Below are 19,216 nucleotides of genomic sequence, written 5' to 3'. Positions count from 1 at the left end.
CATATGTCCTGGCTTATTTGAGAAAGAATGGGTAGACCAGATTGGCCGGCTGGTTGTGCGAGCGGATCAGGTAATCGACCGACACCTGCAGGCAATTGGGCTGTTGCGCGTCGATGAGGGCGGCCACGCCGGTGACCTGGATGCGCGGCTCCCAGCGGTCCAGCGCCTGCTTCACGTACAGCTGCGCCAGGCTGCTGGCGCTGGCATTGCCGGCCGAGAACACCAGCTCATTGATGCGGCAGCCGAAGGCCGGCAGCATCACTCTTTCGCCTGGCGCCGTCTGCAGGATGATCAGGATGGCTTCGGCGATGTCGTCGGCGCCGGCCGCGAACAGCACGCGCCCGCCGCTGGTCTGCACGGGGAACGCCCAGCCCTGGCCCAAGAAATCGGCGCCGGTGGCCATCGCTAGCCCATCCTCACGGTGCTCATGCCGGCCACCTGCACGGTCGGCGGCGGCGCCTGCGGACCGGCCGGCGGCAGGTCGTGGCAGGTTTCGCACAGGTCGCCCGCGCGCGCGGCGCCCTTGCCGTTGATGCGGACCGTCAAGCTGCCAAGCATCACCTGCCCGAGATTGGTGGGCGGCACCTGGAACTGGCCGCTGGCGGCGATATGCGGCGGCACATTGTTGGCCATCGAACCGACGGTCGCCGCAGGCCTGCCGTTGATGCGCACGTTCATACTGGTATTGCTGGCGATCTTGCCGGAAAACGGGAACGGCTGCGGGGTCGGCACCGGTCCGCCCGGGCTCGGCACCAGTACGATGTGGATGTCGGCGGCGTTGACGATACTGTCGCCCGCCTTGGCTGCGCCCATGCCCATCAGTTCAGATCGATCATGGCGGCCTGCAGCTTGAGCGCCTTTGCGCCCTGCAACTGCATGCCCTCGGCCGACAAATCGGCCTTGACGCTGCCGTCCGTAGTCTGCAGCACCACGTGGGGCGCGCTGATGGTCAGCGTGCCCTTGGCGCTGATCGCCAGGTCGCCTTCGCTGCTGATGCTGATCTTGTTGTTGGCGGTATCGAGCTCGATCTGGTTGTTCTTTTCGTCGATGATGGTGATCTTGCCCTGCGCACTATCGTCGAGCACGATGGTCTTGCCCAACTGCGTCCTGAGCATGCGCACTTCCTGCTGCCGGGCCGCCTCGACGGGCGGCTTTTGCACGCCGTTCCACAGGAAGCCCAGCACATACGGCTGGTTCGGGTCGCCGTCGGCGAAGGCCAGCAAGGCCGAATCGTCTTTCCTCGGCAGGAAAAAGGCGCCATAGCCGGGGCCGGCGAAAAAGCTCATCACCTGCAGCCAGTCCGACTCGATGGTGGCGCCACTCAGCGTCAAAAAAACACGGATGCGTCCCAGGCCCTTGGGGTCTTCGGTGTTGCTGACCTTGCCGAGCGCGACCCCGGATGCGTTGCCGTTCATATACCCGTCCTGCGCACGTTGATGTCCGTCTTGTAGCCGCTGCTGTCGTCATAGTCGTGGGTGCTCGAGGTGACGTAATAGGTGCCGTCAAAACGCTCGCTCAGCCCGGTGATCTTGATGTTCACGCCAGCCACCAGGTCGCTGTCGCCCACCAAGCTGGCCTGGCCTTCGATAAAGCTTTGCAGCTGGCTCTGGAACTGCGCGTCGGCCACCGCCTGCAGCGCGGCCGGATCGCTGATGCCGGGACATTGCAGCGTCATTTCCGAACTGGGAAAATCTTCCGCCGCCTCGTAGCCCGTTTCGCTGCCGCCCATCTTGTCCTGGCTGGTGCCGGACTGCGCCACGGCCGTGATGACGGCATTCGTTTCGACGTCGTAGCCGATGGCCGTCACCTTCTGGCCCATGGTCGGCACTTTCAGGTTCAGGCTCACCGCACTCAGGTCGCGCGGATAACTGAGCGTCTTGATGGCGCCGTTGCCCTCGGCCGAGGGACGGAACACGAGCGTCGTGTCGGCCATGAGCAGTTCATAGTCGAGCTGCTTGCAGCGCTCCATCAGGAAGGCGTAGTTGGAGACATTGTTCTGGATGACGTACTGGTTGATGGTGTCCGGCTGGCCCTCCAGCGTGACCGGCAAACGTGCCGCGCGCGCCACGTCGCTGACGATCTCGTTATCGTTGAGCAAGCTGTAGGTCTTGGTGCGGGTGCCGAACTTGAGCCGGTACATGCGGTCGAAACCGCGTATCGTGGCGGCCGAGGATGCCGTGCTGAAACTCGGTTCGATGGCCGTGATATCGCCGCTGATCAGTTGATGCAACTGGTTCAGGCCCAGGAAAATCGTGATCTGGTCGCCCGGCTTGAATACGTCGAGGTCGACGTCCTGCCAGGCGCCGTCCGCCTTCACCATGTCGAGCGTGAAGCTGAACATGGCCGGCACATTGATTTCATCGTGCACGCGCACGTTGTGGATGGCGGCCACGATCGAGGATGGCAAGGGGCTGCGGTTCTTCAGGATCTTGAATGCCCCGGTCTGGACGCTAAGCATACACGGCTCCCGCGGTGCCGGCATGCACGTCGGGAATGACCAGATTGCGGCCGATATCCTTGCGCTGCGGGAAATTCAAGGCATCCTCGATGCTGTTCTGGGCGGCGATCAGGCGCCACTGGTTCGGGTCGCCCAGGGTCGCTTGCGCGATCAGGTACAGGCGGTCGCCCTGCTTGACCTGCCACAGCTGGCGGCAATTGAAATAGCCGCGCGACTGCAAGTCCTCCTCTTCCGTCAGCACCGACTTGAACGTCACGTTCAGCTCGGCGCGCACGGGAATGCCGGAACTGAGGAACATCGTGAATTTCTGGTCGAGCTTGACGATAATGCCCGTAAACAGCGGACCGGCCCAGGTAAACACCAGCACCGGCGGCTCCTTGCGCACATTCGTGCCCACGCTGGGCACGGTGAGCGCGACGATCTTGTTGGTCTTGCTGCGCACATCGACCTGGCGCTCGTAGGTATCGAAAAACAGCGACACGGTCAGGTCGTCATTATTGACCCGCTGGAACTGGATGTTCGAGCCCTCGCCCTGCACCATCACGGTCTTGTTCAGCGACAGTTCGGTCGGGTTGTACATCACGGGGATTTCCTCGCGCGTCGCATGCACGACGATCTTGGCCATTTCCAGCATCAGGCGCCTCCCCGGCGATAGCGCTCGGTGGCGCTGCGGCGCGCGATGGCGCTTGCCATGCGGTCGGTCAGCGAGGCCAGTACGGGCGCGGAAAACAGCGTCTCGGCCAGCACCTTGCGCAACTGCTCCTGCGACTGCCCGCCATGGACGATTTCATGCACTACCCTGGTCTGCACCGCGCGTTCCACGCCGAGCATGCGCGTATCGACAATATGCTCGACGCGGCTTTGCAGCTCGGCCGTGGCAGCGGGCGCCGCCTGGCGCATGTCGCGCCGCACGGGCTGGCGGCCCTGGTAGCGTCCGAGGACGATGGCGGCGTGCGCGGCCGGCGCGGGCAATGGCGCCGGCACGGCTTGCACCGGGGGGCGCCAGGCGCCTGCCTGCAGGGTTGGCACGGCCGGGCGCGTTGCGCGCGGAAAGTGTACCGGATGCGATGCGGGACGCAGGAACGGCGTGCCGGGCCCGGCAACGCCATTGCGGGTCGGCGCACGTCTGGCCATGCCGCTTCGTCGCGCCGCCTGGCGTGGCGTGGGGCTGGCCGTGCCGCCAGCGGCCGGTTGCGAAGCCGCCCTGTGTACCGCCGGCTGCGCGCGCCGGATGGCTGTCCGGGCCGGCGCCGGCGAAGACGCCGCCGCTATGGCGCGCAGGCTGGAGCAACGCGCGACGGCACGCGCCAACGCTGCGGCGCCCCGCTGCCCCGCTGCCGGCTGCGCGGCGAAATGGCGCACGGCCAGCGCCAGGGCTGGCTGCTCCGCACCGCGCGCCAGCCAGGCGATGGTCGCGGCCCTGGCCTGCTGCGCCTGCGCCACGCCGCGCTCCAGGCGCGGCAGCACCAGGCGCACGAGGGTTTGCTGCCGCGCGTGCGCCTGCATCAGCTTGGCCCGCAATTCCAGCAGGCGTACCTCGATGCGTTCGGCCATGTCCGCCTTGCGCGCCATGCCCTGCATGCGCACCACCAGCCCCATGGTCGAGCGAAATTGCTGCCAATAATGCAACACCGACGTCGTGTGCCGGCCTGCCCCTCCGCCATGTGCCATGCGCAGCTGCAGCGGCGCGCCGGAATGGGCGAAACGCCACAGCGGTGCGCCGCGCGCCGCATGGAAGCGCTGTGCCAGGCCAGCGCAGCCAAGGCGCATAGCGCGCATCAGAGTATCCCCGCCGCTGCCGAATACACGCTGCTCGCGAGGCTCTTGCGGATGCCTTCGTGCGCCAGCGTAAACGACTGGCATGCCACCAGGCTGCCGCCCGCATCCAGGCTTGGCCCCTGCCACTGCACGGGCCAGGCATTGTAGAAATCCCACCAGACGCTGGGCAAGCCGCGGTCATCCAACAGGTAGATGGAGCCGTTCCGGCGCCGGATGGCACCGCTCAGCGTCGACTGGTACCACAGCCACATCGGGTCGAGCGCCGTGATGCCGGCCTTGAGCACCAGGTCGGAACAGGTCACCTGGCCGGGCAGTTTGTACTCGATGTCGTTGACGCCGCCCTGGCGCACGGTGCGCACCTCGGTCTTCGATTCGAGCCCATCGACGGACATGAAGCCGCCCACCAGGATGCCTTCAACTTCGACAAAAAAATTGTAGGCCTTGAACGGGTCGATACGCAGGCCCAGTTGGCGCTGCGCGGCACCCATGACTGCATTGACACCGACCACCATCTCATGCTCCCAGGTTATGCATCGACTTGTGCCGCTCGTCGGCATTCATCGTCTGGTTGATCTTGCTGATTTCGCCGCACCAGCGGCGCCGCTCGGCGTGTTCCATCGCCATCAGGTCTTCATGGGACCAGTGAAAGTGATAGGCGAGGAAGGCTATCTCTGCGTAAAGCTGGTCGGAAACTGGAGCAAGCCCGGCTTTCCCAGGGCGCCCTGCGCCTCCCCCGGCAAGCCGGCGTCGTCGGTATCGACCTGGTTGATCTTGTTGTACAGCTGCTGCAGGTGGAAGAAGTCGGCCGCGAACAGCTCCTCGACCACCTTGGTGCTGACCATTTCAAGGCTGCCCAGACGCACGATCACGCGCGACAGCACGATGATGATCAGGTAGGCCGGGTTGCTCTGGACGCGATGGTCCTTGAGCGGCAGGATCTCGTCGCCGGCGGTGGCCAGGCGCATCACGCCATTGCGGTGCAGGTTGCCGTCGCCGTCGCGGTAACCCAAGGGCAGGATAAATTCGATTTCGGTACAGATCACGCTCATTGCCGCTTCCCCTTGTACGCGTTACGACACGCGCGTCATGTATTGCATCGTCAGTTCGAACGTCTCGATCATCACGTCGCTGCTGGCCGCGTTGAGGCCCGAGCTTTCGTACTTGCTGGCCCAGGCGCTGATCACGTTCCAGCGCGCCTTGTCGGCGCCGCCTGCATCCATGAGTATCAGCGAAACGTTCTTTTGCGCCCCCTTCGCGCCCGAACCCTGGGTCGACACCAGCTGGTACCAGTTGTACAGGTCCATCGAGTCGGTCAGGCCCTTCTTCAGGCTCAGCTTGCCGTAGCTGGTGAGCCCCGACAGCGAACGCTTGTAGACCGGGTCGGTGCCTTCGCGGTATTCGACCGCCTCGATCGTGCTGTCGGGTACGCTCGCCTCGGAAAACGCGGCGATCTGGATGCCGGCAATCTCGACCCGGAAGCGGAATCCCCGGTAGGGATCGGTTAATTGTGTGGCCATGCGCGTTCTCCGCAATCAATCGGTGTGGATGGGCTCAGCTGCCGGAATCGGGCGCGCTGGTTTTTTGGGTCAGGCGCAGGATGACGAACTCGGCCGGATACACTGCCGCCAGGCCGATGTCGATGTACAGCTGCCCCAGCATGCGCGTCTCGAGCGGATTGTTCGATTCGTCGCAGGTGACGAAAAACGCTTCGGCGGCCGTCGCGCCGAACAGGCCGCCCTGCTGCCACAGGGTGGTCAGGAAAGCGCTGACGTCGCGCGAGATGGATGACCAAAGCTGCTGGTCGTTGGGTTCGAACACCACCCACATCAGGCTTTGGCGCAGGCTTTGCTCGACATAGATGAACAGGCGCCGCACGCTCACATAGGTCCATTCCGTGTTGAGCGCCAGCGTGCGCGCGCCCCAGATCACGTTGCCGTAGTTGATGAAATTGCGCACCGCGTTGATGCCTTCGGGGTTCAGCAAGTCCTGGTCGGCATCGGTCAGGGACTGGTCGAGCAGCACCGCGCTCATCAAGGCGCCGTCATTGACCCCGGCAGGCGACTTGAACACCCCCACATTGATATCGGTATACGCGTAGCGGCCGAGCACCGGACCGGATGGCGGGATCGGCACGTTGGCCCCGGCGATCGGATTGTAGATGTAGACCCATGGGTAATACAGTGCGCCGAAGTCGGAGTTGAGCGCGTTCGGATTGCCTTTCGGCGCCTGGCCCTGGCCGGACTTGAATGACAGGATGTCCTGCACGCTCTGGCCGAACGGCGGATCGATCACATAGAACAGGTTGCGTTTGTCGATGCAGAACATCAGGCCGGCATTGATCAGGGTGCCCTGCAGCGCCAGCGACTGCTTGCCGCTGTTGTCGGTGGCCGTGACGGTGTCGGGCACGGACAGCAGGCTCAGGCCCTGCACCTTGTCGAGCAGCTTGGTGGCATCGGTCAGGTCGTAATTCGGATTCCCGCCGTTGCTCAGCGCCGTCGGCCCGCCATTCGGTGGCCGCACTGGCGGCGTGGGCGAAGCGGTGCTGTTGACCGCCACGCGAATGAACATGGAATTGGCGTTGATCTGCGTCGCCAGCGAGCTGGGCTTGTTGGCCTCGTTGATCATGCTGTTGGCCGTGAAGCCGTTGAACTGCTCCAGTACGTAATAGGAGGCCGTGCCGAAGGTTTGCGGGCTGAGGCTGTTTTGCACGATGTATTGCTGCAGCAGCAAGTTCGGCATGGTCGCCACCACGGGCGCGGCGGGCGTGCCCATCAGCGCCGCCGCCACCATCACGGTGACATTGAAGACGGGCGTGGTGGGCGCCGGCGTGATGCTCGGGTCGGTCGCGCTGGCGTTGCTGATCATGATGCTGATGGCGTTGCCCCAGGGTCCCGGTGTGACGGCCGTGACGGCCAGCGGCTGTTTGGCGCTGGCACACTTGGCGCTTGCCTTGTCGCTGGCGCGCACCACATAGCAGGCGGCGCCCCCTTCGTTGAAGAATTCGTAGACCGACCACGACACCATCGCATACCAGGCCAGCTGGCCGAACGTGCGCTGGTAGGCGGCCCAGCTGGTGAGCAGGATGGGCTGCATGTACGGCCCCGTTTCCGTCACGCCGACGAAAGCCGGGGTCGATGTGGAAGCGCCCTGGATGCTGCGGGTGCCTGGCACTTCCTGAATATAAATACCGGGATGGTTATAAGTGGCCAAAATAAGTCTCTCGTGTGGATTACGGCATCTCGATGTCAAGGAACAGCATGGAACCTGGTTGCACGCTGACCTGCCTGCTGACCTTGGCGTGGCCGGCCTTGCTAAAGCCGAGCGCGACCGTGGTTGGAGCGTCCAGCTTGCCGCGCAGCGCCAGCGCGTATCGGCCCGCATAGCGGCCGTAGCCGGACGAGGCGCCCGCCACTGCCTGCGCCCTGGCGCGCGCGCCCTGGTAGCCGGCACTGATGGCGACCTGGGCCAGCGGTTGCGCGGCGGCGTCGACGATCTTGCCGCGGATCAGCGTGGTCCCCTCGGGATACGGATAGAGGGGACTGGGCGCCAGCACGCAGGCGACGATGGCGTCGGCCAGCGGCTCCTTGAGCGGCACCTCGAACGTCAGCTGCTGGTCAAAGTAGCGGTGGTCGGCACTGAGTACGTCGAGCCGGTAGCTGCCGTCGTCGAGGCCGGCAAAGGCGTAAAAGGCCTGCGCCTTGTCCTGCGGCACAATCGGTTTGTCGTTCAGCAGGAAATGCGCGCGCGCGCCCACTGCCGGCGCCATGCTGAAACCGTCGATCAGCTGGATCACGGCGCTCAGCTTCATGCCGCTCCCGCCCCGGCGATGGCGCGCCGCGTCGTTTCCAATGTGCTGTCGGCAACCATTTCGGCGCTCGGCTGCAGGGCCGAGGCGATGCGCACCGGCGACAGCGTGTACAGCTTGGTAAGCTTGTAGGGCTTGTTCGGAAAGCCGCTCCAGATATTGTGCAAGGTCAGGATCGGACTGGCGTCGGGCACGATGGCGATCGAATCGTTGCCGCTGGCCTTGAGCTGGGGGTGTAGCCAGGCGCCCGCGAGCGCCGGCACGTCGTGGAACAGGCGCACCAGCTTGTCCACCAGCACCAGTTCGAGTTCGGCCGAGCGCGCATACGGCACCATCATGTAGAGCAGGTCCGACACCAGCGGCGGCGGCGTCACGGCCAGCGAGTTCGGCCCGCCCTTGCCCTGGCCGCGGGTGAGCGTGGGCGGCAGGTTGCGCAGGTAGGGATTGATCTCGATGTTGTAGAGGTAGAGCGAGAGCATGGTCGCGCCCTGGCTGTCGATCTCGGCGGGCGAGTCGAACACGACCGCCGATTCGTTTGCGAATTCCGGGATGTGCGCGCGGATCAGCGAGCGCAGCGACTCGCTCACGCAGCGCAGCACCTGTCCGGAATCGATGGTCGCCGGTCCCATGGCTAGAGCGTAAACACGGTGAAGGTCTGGCTGACCAGTTGCGGCTGGCGGTTGCCGATGTGGGCAAACAGGCTCACGTTGGGGTCGCAGGTGGCCTTGAGGTAGATGTACGGCAGATCGTGCGGCTGCCAGCTCAGGTAAGCCTGCATGAAGAAGTCCAGCGTGGCGCCGGCGTCGGCGCTCTGGCTCGTCTCGAATTCCAGCACGCGGGTGCCGTACGCAAAGAACTTGAGCGGCACGCTGGGCTGGGCGCCGGCCAGGCGGATGCCACCCGACTCTTCTCCTCCCGGTCCCAGACACCAGGTGGCCAGTCCCAGACCCTTCTTGGTCGACAGTTCGAGGGCGATGCGGTCACCCGGATAGGCATTCTGCACCGACACGATCACGCTGCGCGAATTGGCGTCGGGATCGCGCAGGACTGCGCTGATGCGCCCGTTGCGCCACTCCATCGCGCGCTGCGAACCGAAAAACGCCATCACGCTCGCTTCGTTGTTGAGCGTGCAATAGCCTTGCAGATAATCGACGCCGGGGGCCACGCGCAGGAACAGGGTCATGGTAAAGGCATTGAGCGCGGCGCCGCCGCTGGCGGTGCGGATGGCCAGCAAGCCGCCGGAAAATTCAACCGAGCGGATGCATGACTGGCGCTGGCCGCCGTTCTGATCGGCCACCACCGTGAAACCCATGCTGTCGCCCGAGCGCGCGCCCAGCGACCATTCGGTGCCGGCCGTGGTGAACGTGAAATTGATGTTCGAGTCGGCCGCGATATTCTTGAATATCAGCACTACCGGCAAGGGGTCGCCTTGCATGCGCTGGCCGTGTGCGGTGTCAAGCTGGAGCGTTGGAGTATTCATCAGGCAAGATCGATCGCAAATGAACTCAGGCCGATGACCGTGCTGCGGTCGCCGCGCGATTGCAGGCAGACGCTGGCACCGGGCGGCAGGTCGACCCGGCCCTGCAGCTGCGGCTGGCTGGTCTGCACGTACAGTTCGATGCTGACCTCGTCGCAATCCTGGTAGGTTTCGAGGATGATTTCGCGCGCATTGATGAGCAAGCTGCTCAGATACATGGCGGGCGCGTTGCTGGACATGCACAGTCCCACCATGCGGCTGTCCTCGCCGCCTTCGCTCCAGATCGCCTTCTGGTCGGGGCGGATGGTCAGGAAGGCCTTGCTGTTGGCACGCAACTGGAAAAAACGGATGCTCAGCTGGCGAAACGTCGTCACCTCGTGGTAGCACTGCTCGTTGAGCGCGTGCAGCGGGTTGCTCAGCAGGTGCGATTGCAGGTGCTGCAATTCATGCGGATTCAAGGCCAGGGCATCGATCTGGATGCGCGCCATGACCAGCTTTGCCTCGGCCTGCGCGAGCGCCTGGCCGGCCGGCTTGCTGACGGACGCGGAGCGCTTGCGCGGCGCGGCGGCCGGCGTATGCTCCGCAAGCGTCGTCGCCGCCAGGTCGGTACCGCCCGTAGTCCGCTTGCTCATCGCGCGTTTATTCCGGGAAGGTGATGGTATTCTTGCCCACTTTCAAGGGCACCTGGCTACTGCCGCCGAGAAATTTGTAATAGCCCAGCACGCTCACATCGACATAGGTGAAGTTGACGGTCATGCTGGCGCCGGCCGGGACCACGCCGACCACCACTTCCAGCGCTTGCTGGTCGCCCGATGGATTGGCGCCTGCCTGCAGGTTGATGCCATTTTCCTTCACGTTCAGGTAGACCAGCGGAGGCGTGGCAGGCGCGCCGCCCCAGGGCTGGATCTGCACCGGTGTTCCGGTTAGCGAAATCCTGTTGGCATCGGTGATCGACAGGACGGCGTTCAGCGGGACCGTATTGTCGGACCTGACTTCAAAGATGAATGCGATCGAATATTCTTGCACGGTAATTCCTCGAAGAGCCAAAAAAGATGAATGCCCTGCCGCGGGCGGGCATTCACACGGGTGCCGATGCGCCAGCTTCAGCAAGGCTTAATTCGGCCACTCCAGGATGACAAAGTTCTGGCTCAGCGTGATCGGCTTCTTGCCATCGAAATTGAAGGTCAGCACGGGACCGCTATCGCTGGTCGACTTGATCTTCAGCAGCGACAGGCTGCCATTGGCCGTCAGGCAAGGCGAAATGTTGAAGGTTACCGAATCCGAACCGCCGGCGCTGATCTGCAGGTCGATCAGGACGCCATTGACGCTCAGGCTGCTCAACGGCAGGGCCACGCCGCCCGAGGCGTTAATGGTGATGCCTGAATTGCTGTCTTCCGATGGATCGCCGGTGCTCCAGCACAGGGTGTCCGATTTCGTTTCGATGTCCAGTGTGACCGAGATGCGCTGGCCAGGCTGGGCGTTTTGCACACTGATTTCCGCCGTGGCGTACTTGTACTCAGATGTCATGATGCATTCCTCTAAGAGTAAAAATTCGTTGAACTGCACGCGTCCGTTTTTTCAAGTCGACTGACAATGCATTGGTCAGCAACGACATTAAGCCACGCTGGCCCGGCGTGAGTCACCTGACAAATGTGCCAGTTTGCGCTGGCATGGCTTTGGTGTATCCGCGACACGCCGCGCGAGCCGGGCCGGCGATGGGCCAGATAATCACGCATTCTCACCGGCGAGCGGGACAAAAAGAGGGGTTTCTCCGCATTACTTGCATCATCAGAAACCTTATACGGCCTCTGCTTGTGACAATGTAACGATTGCTAGAAAACTATTATTTTTACTAGGTGTTGCTAATGCTCAAATCCTGCAACATACAAATCTGCCCTTCGTTTAACCTTCGTATTGTGATGCTGCGCCCGCCCCTGCCACCGCGCCTGATGACAGGCAGCGATTGCGACGACACCGTGATCGCCGGGACGCGTCTTGCATGTTGGCGTTACGAACCACCATCATCAACCCGAGGAGTATTCCATGCTGCTGCTGGATGACCTGTTTAGCCTGGTGCGATGCCAAACCGAAGCGGACTGGACCCGTCTCCTGTTCAGCATCGGCGCACAATGCGGCTACGAGCATGTGTATTACGGCGTCGCGCCGGAAAAGACGGTGGCTTTTCACTGGCCGGCACCGGAGGCGTCCTTTGTCGTGAGCAACTATCCGCCGTCCTGGCGCGCGCTGTATGTATCGGAACGCCTGCATGAAAGCGATCCCAGCATCTCCCACTGCCTGGCCAATACCATGCCGCTGCTATGGCGGCCGGAAAGTTTCACCAGTCCCGCACAGCGCGCCTTCTATGAACAGGCGTGCCAGCACGGCATGCGCTCCGGTTTTTGCTTCCCGGTGCACGGCGCAAGCGGTGAAACGGGCATGTTGAGTTTTATCCGCAACGCGCCGCCGATGGATGCGGAACGCGACAGCTTCGCCACGATTGCGCAGCTGGCCCTGATCCGCGACTACGTGATCGAATCGTCCGCCCGCTTCATCAAGCACGACGCGCCACCCGTGCCTGGCGCCAATCCGCTGACCACGCGCGAAATGGAATGCCTGCAGTGGATCATGGCGGGCAAGTCCTCGTGGGAAATTTCGCGCATCCTGCTGCGTTCCGAAGGCACCATCAATTTTCATGTCTCCAATGCGAAGAAGAAATTCAATGTACAGACGCGCCAGCAAGCCGTCCTCAAGGCCATCAAGGCCGGCTTCCTGATCCCCTCCTGAGCCGGGCCAGATTTGCCATGCAATCCGAGCCGCCTGGCGGCATGGGCTACCGGCTGTCCGGGTATAACAGTCCAGCGCCATAAAAAAAGGCCCTGTAAAAACAGGGCCCTGCTTACTGAATCACCATGATGAGCATGACGATGAAAATGCTCCCCTAGGGAAACTCACTCCCACTCGATGGTCGCCGGCGGCTTGCCCGAGATATCGTAGACGACGCGGTTGATGCCGCGCACTTCATTGATGATGCGGTTGGAGACCTTGCCCAGCAAGCTGTGCGGCAGGTGCGCCCAGTGGGCCGTCATGAAGTCCTGCGTTTGCACGGCGCGCAAGGCCACCACGTATTCGTAGGTACGGCCATCGCCCATCACGCCCACCGATTTGACGGGCAGGAAGACGGCGAAAGCCTGGCTCGTCGCTTCATACCAGTTCGCTGGCAGCGCGTCCGGGTCGACGGCCTGGCCGGCGACGAATTCGTACGGCGTGTTGCGCAGTTCTTCGATGAAGATGGCGTCGGCGCGGCGCAGCAGGTCGGCGTAGTCTTTCTTGACTTCGCCGAGGATGCGCACGCCCAGGCCCGGGCCCGGGAACGGGTGGCGGTAGACCATGTCATGCGGCAAGCCCAGGGCGACGCCCAGTTTGCGCACTTCGTCCTTGAACAGTTCGCGCAAAGGCTCAAGCAACTTGAGCTTCATGGTGTCCGGCAAGCCGCCCACGTTGTGGTGGCTCTTGATGGTCTGGCCTTTTTTACCTTTACCGGCCGATTCGATGACGTCCGGGTAGATCGTGCCTTGCGCCAGCCATTTGGCGTTGACCAGCTTGCCCGACTCGACCTGGAAGACTTCGACGAATTCGCGGCCGATGATCTTGCGCTTTTGCTCGGGATCGGTAACGCCGGCCAGGTGGCCCATGAACTGGTCTTCCGCATCGACGCGGATGACTTTCACGCCCAGGTTCTTGGCGAACATGTCCATCACCATCTTGCCTTCGTCCAGGCGCAGCAGGCCGTGGTCGACAAAGACGCAGGTCAGCTGGTCGCCGATAGCGCGGTGGATCAGGGCAGCAGCCACGGACGAATCGACGCCGCCGGACAGGCCCAGGATGACGTCATCGCTACCGACTTGCGCGCGGATTTTTTCCACCGCTTCGCTGATGTAGTCGGGCATGTTCCAGTCCGACTTGCAGCCGCAGATTTCATGCACGAAACGGCCGATCATGGCCTTGCCCTGCACCGTGTGCGTCACTTCCGGGTGGAATTGCACGCCGTAGAACTGGCGCTCTTCGTCGGCCATGGCCGCGATCGGGCAGCTCGGGGTGTTGCCCATCAACTTGAAGCCTGGCGGCATTTCCAGCACCTTGTCGCCATGGCTCATCCACACTTTCAGCATGCCGTGGCCTTCGTCGGTGACGAAGTCGGCAATACCGTTGAGCAACTTGGTGTGGCTGCGGGCGCGCACTTCGGCGTAGCCGAATTCGCGCACCAGGCCGTTTTCCACCTTGCCGCCCAGCTGGGCCGCCATGGTTTGCATGCCGTAGCAGATGCCCAGCACGGGCACGCCCAGCTCGAACACGGCTTGCGGCGCGCGCGGCGAGTCGCCATCCAGCGTGGAATTGTGGCTGCCCGACAGGATCACGCCGGCGGCGCCATAGTTGCGCACGAATTCATCGCTGACGTCATACGGGAAGACTTCGGAAAACACGCCGGAATCGCGCACGCGGCGGGCGATCAACTGGGTGACTTGGGAACCGAAATCGAGAATGAGGATTTTAGAGTGCATGGTCGGAGCTTTATTCAGGGTCAATTGCAAAACCGGCGCACTGGGCGCCGGTCTGGACTTTCGTTACCGCTTACTCGGAGCGATAATTTGGCGCTTCTTTCGTGATCTGCACATCATGGACATGCGACTCGCGCATGCCGGCTGAGGTGATTTCCACGAATTCCGCTTTTTCGCGCAGTTCGTCGATGGTGGCGCAACCGCAGTAACCCATCGATTGACGCACGCCGCCCACCAGCTGGAAGATGATCGCCAGCACGCTGCCCTTGTAGGCGACGCGGCCTTCGATACCTTCAGGCACGAACTTGTCTGCCTTCATGGTGGCGTCCTGGAAATAACGGTCAGCCGAACCATCGGACATCGCGCCCAGCGAACCCATGCCGCGGTACGATTTGTAGCTGCGGCCCTGATACAGGATCACTTCGCCCGGTGCTTCTTCCGTACCGGCAAACATGGAACCCATCATGACGGTCGAGGCGCCAGCGGCCAGCGCTTTCGAGATATCGCCCGAGAAGCGGATACCGCCGTCGGCGATACATGGCACGCCCGTACCGGCCAAAGCTTCGGCAACATTCGAAATGGCCGTGATTTGCGGCACGCCTACGCCGGCAACGATACGCGTGGTGCAGATCGAGCCAGGACCGATGCCGACCTTGACCGCATCGGCGCCGTATTCCACCAGCGCCTTGGCGGCAGCGGCGGTAGCGATATTGCCGCCAATCACTTCCACTTGCGGGTACTTGGTCTTGATCCAGCGTACGCGGTCGAGGATGCCTTGCGAGTGACCGTGGGCCGTGTCGACCACCAGCACGTCGACACCGGCAGCGACCAGCAGGTCGATGCGTTCTTCATCCTTGGCGCCTACGCCGACAGCGGCGCCGACCAGCAGTTTGCCCTGGCTGTCTTTCGACGCGAACGGGTGGGAGGTCGATTTCTGGATATCCTTGACGGTGATCAGGCCGCGCAGCTCAAACGCGTCGTTGACGACCAGCACGCGCTCGAGGCGGTGCTTGTTCATCAGGCGCTTGGCTTCGGCCGTATCGGCATCTTCGTTGACGACCACGAGTTTTTCGCGCGGGGTCATCTTGGCGGAAGCTTCCGCGTCGAGTTCCTTTTCAAAGCGCAAATCGCGGTTGGTGATGATGCCGACGACTTCCTTGCCCTTGACAACAGGGAAACCGCTGATGCCGTACTGTTCCGTCAGAGCGATCACGTCGCGGATTTTCATTTCCGGCGGAATCGTGATCGGATCACGCAACACACCTGCTTCGAAACGCTTTACGCGGGCCACTTCACGTGCCTGGTCCTTCGGATTCAAATTCTTGTGGATGATGCCGATGCCGCCTTCCTGGGCCATCGCGATCGCCAGACGGGCTTCCGTCACCGTATCCATGGCTGCGGACAGCAAGGGAATATTCAGGGTGATATTGCGGGTCAGGCGAGTTTTGAGGGACGTATCGGCGGGCAGAACGTTGGAGTAGGCTGGGACGAGCAGCACGTCATCGAATGTGAGTGCTTTTTGAAGTAGACGCATAGCATTTCCTATTGGCGCAAAAGCAGATTATACAGAAAAAAGCGCCCTCCGTCCTTGCAGCATAAAAAAGATATTTGGAAATAGCAAAAAAAAGTCCCGCCAAGGCCAGCCGCAAGCCGCAGCCCTGCCCTCTTCCAGACCCGTCAGGTCTTGGCGGGCTTGCCGCTGGCACGCCGGCGGCGCGCTTCTTTCGGGTCTGCCTGCAAGGGACGGTAGACTTCCACCCGATCATGCTCGCGCAGGACGGTATCCAACGGCTTCTTCTTGCCGTAGATACCGACCATGTTCACGGCCAGGTCGATGGCGGGGATTTCCCGCAGCAGTCCGCTCAGCGCCACCGCCTGCTCGATGGTGGTGCCGGCAGGCACGCTCAAGGAGCGCAGGAACGTGCTGTCGGGCAGCGCGTGGCATACTTGCACCGTGATGCCTGCTTCAGCCATACACCGTCTCCGCGCGCTTGCAGAAGGAATCGACCATGCTGTTGGCGATCATGCCGAAGACGGGGCCGATGATCTGTTCCAGTACGCGGCTGGAAAACTCGTAGTGCAGGTCCAGTTCGATCTTGCACGCATCTTCGCGCAGGGCCTTGAAGGTCCACACGCCGTCGAGGGTCTTGAAAGGACCGTCCACCAGCTTCATCTTGATGGAAGTCGGCGGCACGTTCTCGTTGGACGTGGTGAAGCTTTGGCGCACGCCGTGGTAATGTATGCCCACGCTGGCGACAACCGTGTTCTCGCTCCGCTCGCGAATCTCGACCGCACCGCACCAGGGCAGGAATTTGGGATAATCCTCCACCGCCGCCACCAGCGCGAACATTTGTTCGGCGCTATAGCCGAGAAAAACTGATTTATGTACTACTGCCATTGAAGAACCATTTGCTATGATGTTGGATACATTTGATTTTATCGCGCTTGCGCGAGACAGTAGTTTAACCGACCCGCGCACATTTACCATCTCATGACCATAGCAGACAACAGAAAAGCCTTCCACGACTACTTTATCGAGGATCGCTACGAAGCCGGCATCGTGCTGGAAGGCTGGGAAGTCAAAGCCATCCGCGACGCCCGCGTACAAATCAAGGAAGCCTACGTCGTCGTCCGCGGCGATGAACTCTTCCTGTTCGGTGCGCATATCAGCGCCCTGCCGACCGCCTCCACCCATATCCATCCGGAAGCCGTGCGCACGCGCAAGCTGCTGCTGCACCGTGCGGAAATGGATAAACTGATCGGCAAGGTGGAACGCTCCGGCTATACCCTGGTGCCGCTCAACCTGCACTACAAGGGCGGCCGCGTGAAATGCGAAATCGGCCTGGCCAAGGGCAAGAAGCAGCACGACAAGCGGGCAGCGGAACGCGACCGCGACGGCGCGCGCGAAGTCCAGGCGGCGATGAAGTCGCACCGCCGCTGATCCGGCGCTACGCGCAGCGTGCTGCGCCGATACCATCAAGCCCGGCTATATGCCGGGTTTTATTTTGCCGGTGCCTGCGGCAAGCGGAAACGCACAGCGCAATGGGATAAAAACAGGGAATGGAAAGAGATACGGCGGGAAAAAACTGGTATTGGTGAAAACACTATGGAGATAAGCGAATGAATCAGCTTTGCCTGCCTGGCCAAAGACGATAAATCAGGAAAGTTCCGGATGCTTGCATGCTGCCTTGTACTACACCTGTATCACTGCACAGGACAAGCATCCGAATGAACGGTTTTTAAACCTTCAGAATCAAACCTTCAGCAGATCACGCGACTTGCCCGAATCGGTCCACTCTTTGACCCATTTCGGCTGACGGCCACGGCCAGTCCATTGCTGCGTCGCGTCATCCGGATTGCGATAGCGTACTGCGACCGTGCCGGTTTTAGCGCGGATCCCCGTACCAACCAGATCTTTTACGGAAACGCCAACGCTCTGGGCGATTGCCAGGATTTGCTCGCGCGCTTTGGACAGATCGTCCTGTTCGCGTTTCTTCATTTGCTTCTTGATGTCGTCCTGCAAGGTGCGCAGTTCGGACAGGGATAAGCTGGACAGATCCATGATATTTCCTTGTGTGAGTTGAAAAATATAACTGAACAGTTAAATTCTATCCAATTGTAACGCGACTGAGGTGATTTTTCTTCAGATTTGATTGTTTTTTACAATTCTTTTACCAAAAAACCTGCTTCCCTGGCTTTCAAACAGTGTAATCCTTCCAGCATGGGGAACCGGCATCGCGCATGAACTGCCTGTGCAAGCGTCTCCGCTTTGTACGGCTGCGGTTCAATACAGCGCCATCGGCAGTATTTATTTTGCAGTACTTTTTGTTTCATTGCAATTTATAGTAATTATAAATTGCAATTCAAAATATACATGGGAGCAATACTATCGCCCTTATGCATCAACTCCAAAATTCCTCTCAAGTATCCGTCGCGGATATCGGCGCAATCATAGCCATGCATGAGCCGCAGATTCTACTTAATCAAAAAGATAAGCGTCGCACGACAGCATATAAGCCCGAAAGTGCGCACAGCATAGCATAAAGAAAAGATTTCAACGTTATGGATTCAAGCGCAGATACTCCAGCCCGTCTGCCAGCATATATTCCAATGGCGCAATTGAAAACTGCCCGCGATATGGCGGGCAGTTTTAAAGACAAACCTGCTACGAGTTTGCTATTCACCAGGCAATCAGGGAATCGCCACGCTGCCTTTCGGCTTCTGCGTTTTCACCACCTGCATCGCCGTGGCGATCAAACCGCTCATATCGCCCAGATTCGCCGGCACGATAATCGAGTTATTGGTTTTCGCCAATTGTGCGAACGCGCCCACATACTGCTCGGCTACTTTCAGGTTCACGGCATCTTCCCCGCCCGGTTCGCGAATGGCGGCACCCACCTGGCGCAGCGCCTCAGCACTGGCTTGCGCCAGCGCGACGATGGCCGTGGCCTGGCCTTCGGCACGGTTGATCGAGGCCTGCTTCTCGCCTTCGGAGCGGGCAATGGCCGCTTCGCGCTCACCGCTGGCGATATTGATCTGTTCCTGCTTGCGCCCTTCCGAGGCGGCAATCAGGGCGCGCTTTTCGCGTTCGGCCGTAATCTGTGCCTGCATCGCATGCAGGATTTCCTTGGGCGGCGTCAAATCCTTGATTTCATAGCGCAATACCTTGACGCCCCAATTCGCCGCCGATTCATCGATGGCATTCACGATGGCCGTATTGATATGGTCGCGTTCTTCAAATGTCTTGTCGAGTTCCATTTTACCGATCACCGAACGCAAGGTCGTTTGCGCCAGTTGCGTAATGGCGGCAATATAATTCGACGAGCCATATGAAGCACGCATGGCATCGGTAATCTGGAAATACAGAATGCCATCGACCTGCAATTGCGTATTGTCGCGGGTGATGCACACCTGCGGCGGCACGTCGAGCGGAATTTCCTTGAGCACGTGCTTGTAGGCGATACGGTCGACAAAAGGCACGACAATATTCAGGCCAGGACCCAATACCGCGTGAAACTTGCCCAGACGCTCCACCACCCAGGCATGCTGCTGCGGCACCACATTGACCGTCTTGAAGACAAATACCAATGCCAGCAATAACAAGATCAGCGACACGCTACCAGTGCTTACTTCCATAATCT

Annotated in this window: 25 protein-coding genes; 2 read left to right on the top strand and 23 right to left on the bottom strand. The window is 61.3% G+C overall.

Features of this window, described 5'->3' with window-relative positions; translation table 11 throughout:
- Positions 1 to 13: 13 nt before the first annotated feature.
- From U0004_RS13495 to U0004_RS13415, 17 genes are all read right to left on the bottom strand, one after another.
- Positions 14 to 403: a GPW/gp25 family protein gene (locus tag U0004_RS13495; protein WP_034777759.1), complete on the bottom strand. Its 390-nt coding sequence runs from the start codon at positions 401 to 403 to the stop codon at positions 14 to 16.
- A 2-nt stretch (positions 404 to 405) separates the two neighbouring features.
- Positions 406 to 813: a PAAR domain-containing protein gene (locus U0004_RS13490; protein ID WP_230521942.1), complete on the bottom strand. Its 408-nt coding sequence runs from the start codon at positions 811 to 813 to the stop codon at positions 406 to 408.
- A 5-nt stretch (positions 814 to 818) separates the two neighbouring features.
- The gene (locus U0004_RS13485; RefSeq protein ID WP_070257371.1) at positions 819 to 1,415 is read right to left on the bottom strand and encodes a phage baseplate assembly protein V; all 597 of its coding nucleotides are present in this window, start codon (positions 1,413 to 1,415) and stop codon (positions 819 to 821) included.
- Positions 1,412 to 2,458 (bottom strand): phage late control D family protein, encoded by a 1,047-nt coding sequence (locus tag U0004_RS13480; protein WP_070257373.1) that lies wholly within the window; start codon positions 2,456 to 2,458, stop codon positions 1,412 to 1,414. Before U0004_RS13480 ends, U0004_RS13485 begins: the two co-directional genes overlap by 4 nt.
- Entirely contained in the window at positions 2,451 to 3,092 is a 642-nt protein-coding gene (locus tag U0004_RS13475; protein ID WP_070279322.1) for a CIS tube protein, read from the bottom strand. The genes U0004_RS13480 and U0004_RS13475 overlap by 8 nt, the downstream gene beginning before the upstream one ends.
- The gene (locus tag U0004_RS13470) at positions 3,092 to 4,237 is read right to left on the bottom strand and encodes a hypothetical protein (RefSeq protein ID WP_139144176.1); all 1,146 of its coding nucleotides are present in this window, start codon (positions 4,235 to 4,237) and stop codon (positions 3,092 to 3,094) included. Before U0004_RS13470 ends, U0004_RS13475 begins: the two co-directional genes overlap by 1 nt.
- Positions 4,237 to 4,749, bottom strand: coding sequence for a phage tail protein (locus U0004_RS13465; protein ID WP_070257377.1), 513 nt, complete (start codon positions 4,747 to 4,749; stop codon positions 4,237 to 4,239). Before U0004_RS13465 ends, U0004_RS13470 begins: the two co-directional genes overlap by 1 nt.
- Position 4,750: 1 nt before the next feature.
- Complete coding sequence (locus U0004_RS13460; RefSeq protein ID WP_306508707.1) at positions 4,751 to 4,864, bottom strand: DUF6760 family protein; 114 nt, start codon at positions 4,862 to 4,864, stop codon at positions 4,751 to 4,753.
- A 38-nt stretch (positions 4,865 to 4,902) separates the two neighbouring features.
- Entirely contained in the window at positions 4,903 to 5,286 is a 384-nt protein-coding gene (locus U0004_RS13455; protein ID WP_052139831.1) for a hypothetical protein, read from the bottom strand.
- 21 nt (positions 5,287 to 5,307) lie between these two features.
- Complete coding sequence (locus U0004_RS13450; protein ID WP_034777734.1) at positions 5,308 to 5,754, bottom strand: phage tail protein; 447 nt, start codon at positions 5,752 to 5,754, stop codon at positions 5,308 to 5,310.
- A 34-nt stretch (positions 5,755 to 5,788) separates the two neighbouring features.
- Positions 5,789 to 7,447, bottom strand: coding sequence for a phage tail sheath C-terminal domain-containing protein (locus U0004_RS13445; protein WP_231958213.1), 1,659 nt, complete (start codon positions 7,445 to 7,447; stop codon positions 5,789 to 5,791).
- A 19-nt stretch (positions 7,448 to 7,466) separates the two neighbouring features.
- Complete coding sequence (locus U0004_RS13440; RefSeq protein WP_070257378.1) at positions 7,467 to 8,045, bottom strand: carboxypeptidase-like regulatory domain-containing protein; 579 nt, start codon at positions 8,043 to 8,045, stop codon at positions 7,467 to 7,469.
- Positions 8,042 to 8,671, bottom strand: coding sequence for a DUF4255 domain-containing protein (locus U0004_RS13435; protein ID WP_070257379.1), 630 nt, complete (start codon positions 8,669 to 8,671; stop codon positions 8,042 to 8,044). Before U0004_RS13435 ends, U0004_RS13440 begins: the two co-directional genes overlap by 4 nt.
- Positions 8,672 to 8,673: 2 nt before the next feature.
- Positions 8,674 to 9,522 carry a hypothetical protein gene (locus U0004_RS13430; protein ID WP_139144177.1) on the bottom strand — a complete coding sequence of 283 codons (849 nt, stop codon included), beginning with the start codon at positions 9,520 to 9,522 and terminating at the stop codon, positions 8,674 to 8,676.
- Positions 9,522 to 10,151 (bottom strand): hypothetical protein, encoded by a 630-nt coding sequence (locus tag U0004_RS13425; protein ID WP_052139826.1) that lies wholly within the window; start codon positions 10,149 to 10,151, stop codon positions 9,522 to 9,524. Before U0004_RS13425 ends, U0004_RS13430 begins: the two co-directional genes overlap by 1 nt.
- A 7-nt stretch (positions 10,152 to 10,158) precedes the next feature.
- Positions 10,159 to 10,545: a hypothetical protein gene (locus U0004_RS13420; RefSeq protein ID WP_070257381.1), complete on the bottom strand. Its 387-nt coding sequence runs from the start codon at positions 10,543 to 10,545 to the stop codon at positions 10,159 to 10,161.
- An 87-nt stretch (positions 10,546 to 10,632) separates the two neighbouring features.
- Positions 10,633 to 11,046 carry a hypothetical protein gene (locus tag U0004_RS13415; protein ID WP_034777728.1) on the bottom strand — a complete coding sequence of 138 codons (414 nt, stop codon included), beginning with the start codon at positions 11,044 to 11,046 and terminating at the stop codon, positions 10,633 to 10,635.
- A 516-nt stretch (positions 11,047 to 11,562) separates the two neighbouring features.
- Between U0004_RS13415 and U0004_RS13410 the strand changes: the two genes are divergently transcribed.
- Positions 11,563 to 12,303: a helix-turn-helix transcriptional regulator gene (locus U0004_RS13410; protein ID WP_071653309.1), complete on the top strand. Its 741-nt coding sequence runs from the start codon at positions 11,563 to 11,565 to the stop codon at positions 12,301 to 12,303.
- Positions 12,304 to 12,467: 164 nt separating this feature from the next.
- Here U0004_RS13410 and guaA read toward each other — a convergent pair whose 3' ends face one another.
- The 4 genes from guaA to U0004_RS13390 all read right to left on the bottom strand — a co-directional run bounded on the left by guaA (position 12,468) and on the right by U0004_RS13390 (position 16,473).
- The gene (gene guaA, locus U0004_RS13405; RefSeq protein WP_034777714.1) at positions 12,468 to 14,078 is read right to left on the bottom strand and encodes a glutamine-hydrolyzing GMP synthase; all 1,611 of its coding nucleotides are present in this window, start codon (positions 14,076 to 14,078) and stop codon (positions 12,468 to 12,470) included.
- Positions 14,079 to 14,148: 70 nt separating this feature from the next.
- Positions 14,149 to 15,609 (bottom strand): IMP dehydrogenase, encoded by a 1,461-nt coding sequence (guaB, locus tag U0004_RS13400; RefSeq protein WP_034777711.1) that lies wholly within the window; start codon positions 15,607 to 15,609, stop codon positions 14,149 to 14,151.
- 143 nt (positions 15,610 to 15,752) lie between these two features.
- A complete protein-coding gene (locus tag U0004_RS13395) occupies positions 15,753 to 16,049 on the bottom strand; it encodes an RnfH family protein (protein ID WP_070257382.1) in 297 nt (98 codons plus the stop codon).
- On the bottom strand, positions 16,042 to 16,473 hold the full coding sequence (locus tag U0004_RS13390; protein ID WP_070257383.1) for a type II toxin-antitoxin system RatA family toxin: 432 nt from the start codon (positions 16,471 to 16,473) through the stop codon (positions 16,042 to 16,044). The genes U0004_RS13395 and U0004_RS13390 overlap by 8 nt, the downstream gene beginning before the upstream one ends.
- A gap of 93 nt (positions 16,474 to 16,566) precedes the next feature.
- Between U0004_RS13390 and smpB the strand changes: the two genes are divergently transcribed.
- Positions 16,567 to 17,016, top strand: a complete 450-nt coding sequence (smpB, locus tag U0004_RS13385; RefSeq protein WP_034784131.1) for an SsrA-binding protein SmpB — start codon at positions 16,567 to 16,569, stop codon at positions 17,014 to 17,016.
- Positions 17,017 to 17,328: 312 nt separating this feature from the next.
- On the opposite strand, the gene U0004_RS13380 is transcribed toward smpB, so the two are convergent.
- Entirely contained in the window at positions 17,329 to 17,637 is a 309-nt protein-coding gene (locus tag U0004_RS13380; protein WP_010397665.1) for an H-NS histone family protein, read from the bottom strand.
- Between the two features lie 629 nt (positions 17,638 to 18,266).
- The gene (locus tag U0004_RS13375; protein WP_070257384.1) at positions 18,267 to 19,211 is read right to left on the bottom strand and encodes an SPFH domain-containing protein; all 945 of its coding nucleotides are present in this window, start codon (positions 19,209 to 19,211) and stop codon (positions 18,267 to 18,269) included.
- Between the last annotated feature and the right edge of the window lie 5 nt (positions 19,212 to 19,216).

This window comes from Janthinobacterium lividum (genome assembly GCF_034424625.1).
Taxonomy (GTDB): domain Bacteria; phylum Pseudomonadota; class Gammaproteobacteria; order Burkholderiales; family Burkholderiaceae_D; genus Janthinobacterium; species Janthinobacterium lividum.
This window is presented reverse-complemented; position numbering and strand designations above follow the sequence as displayed.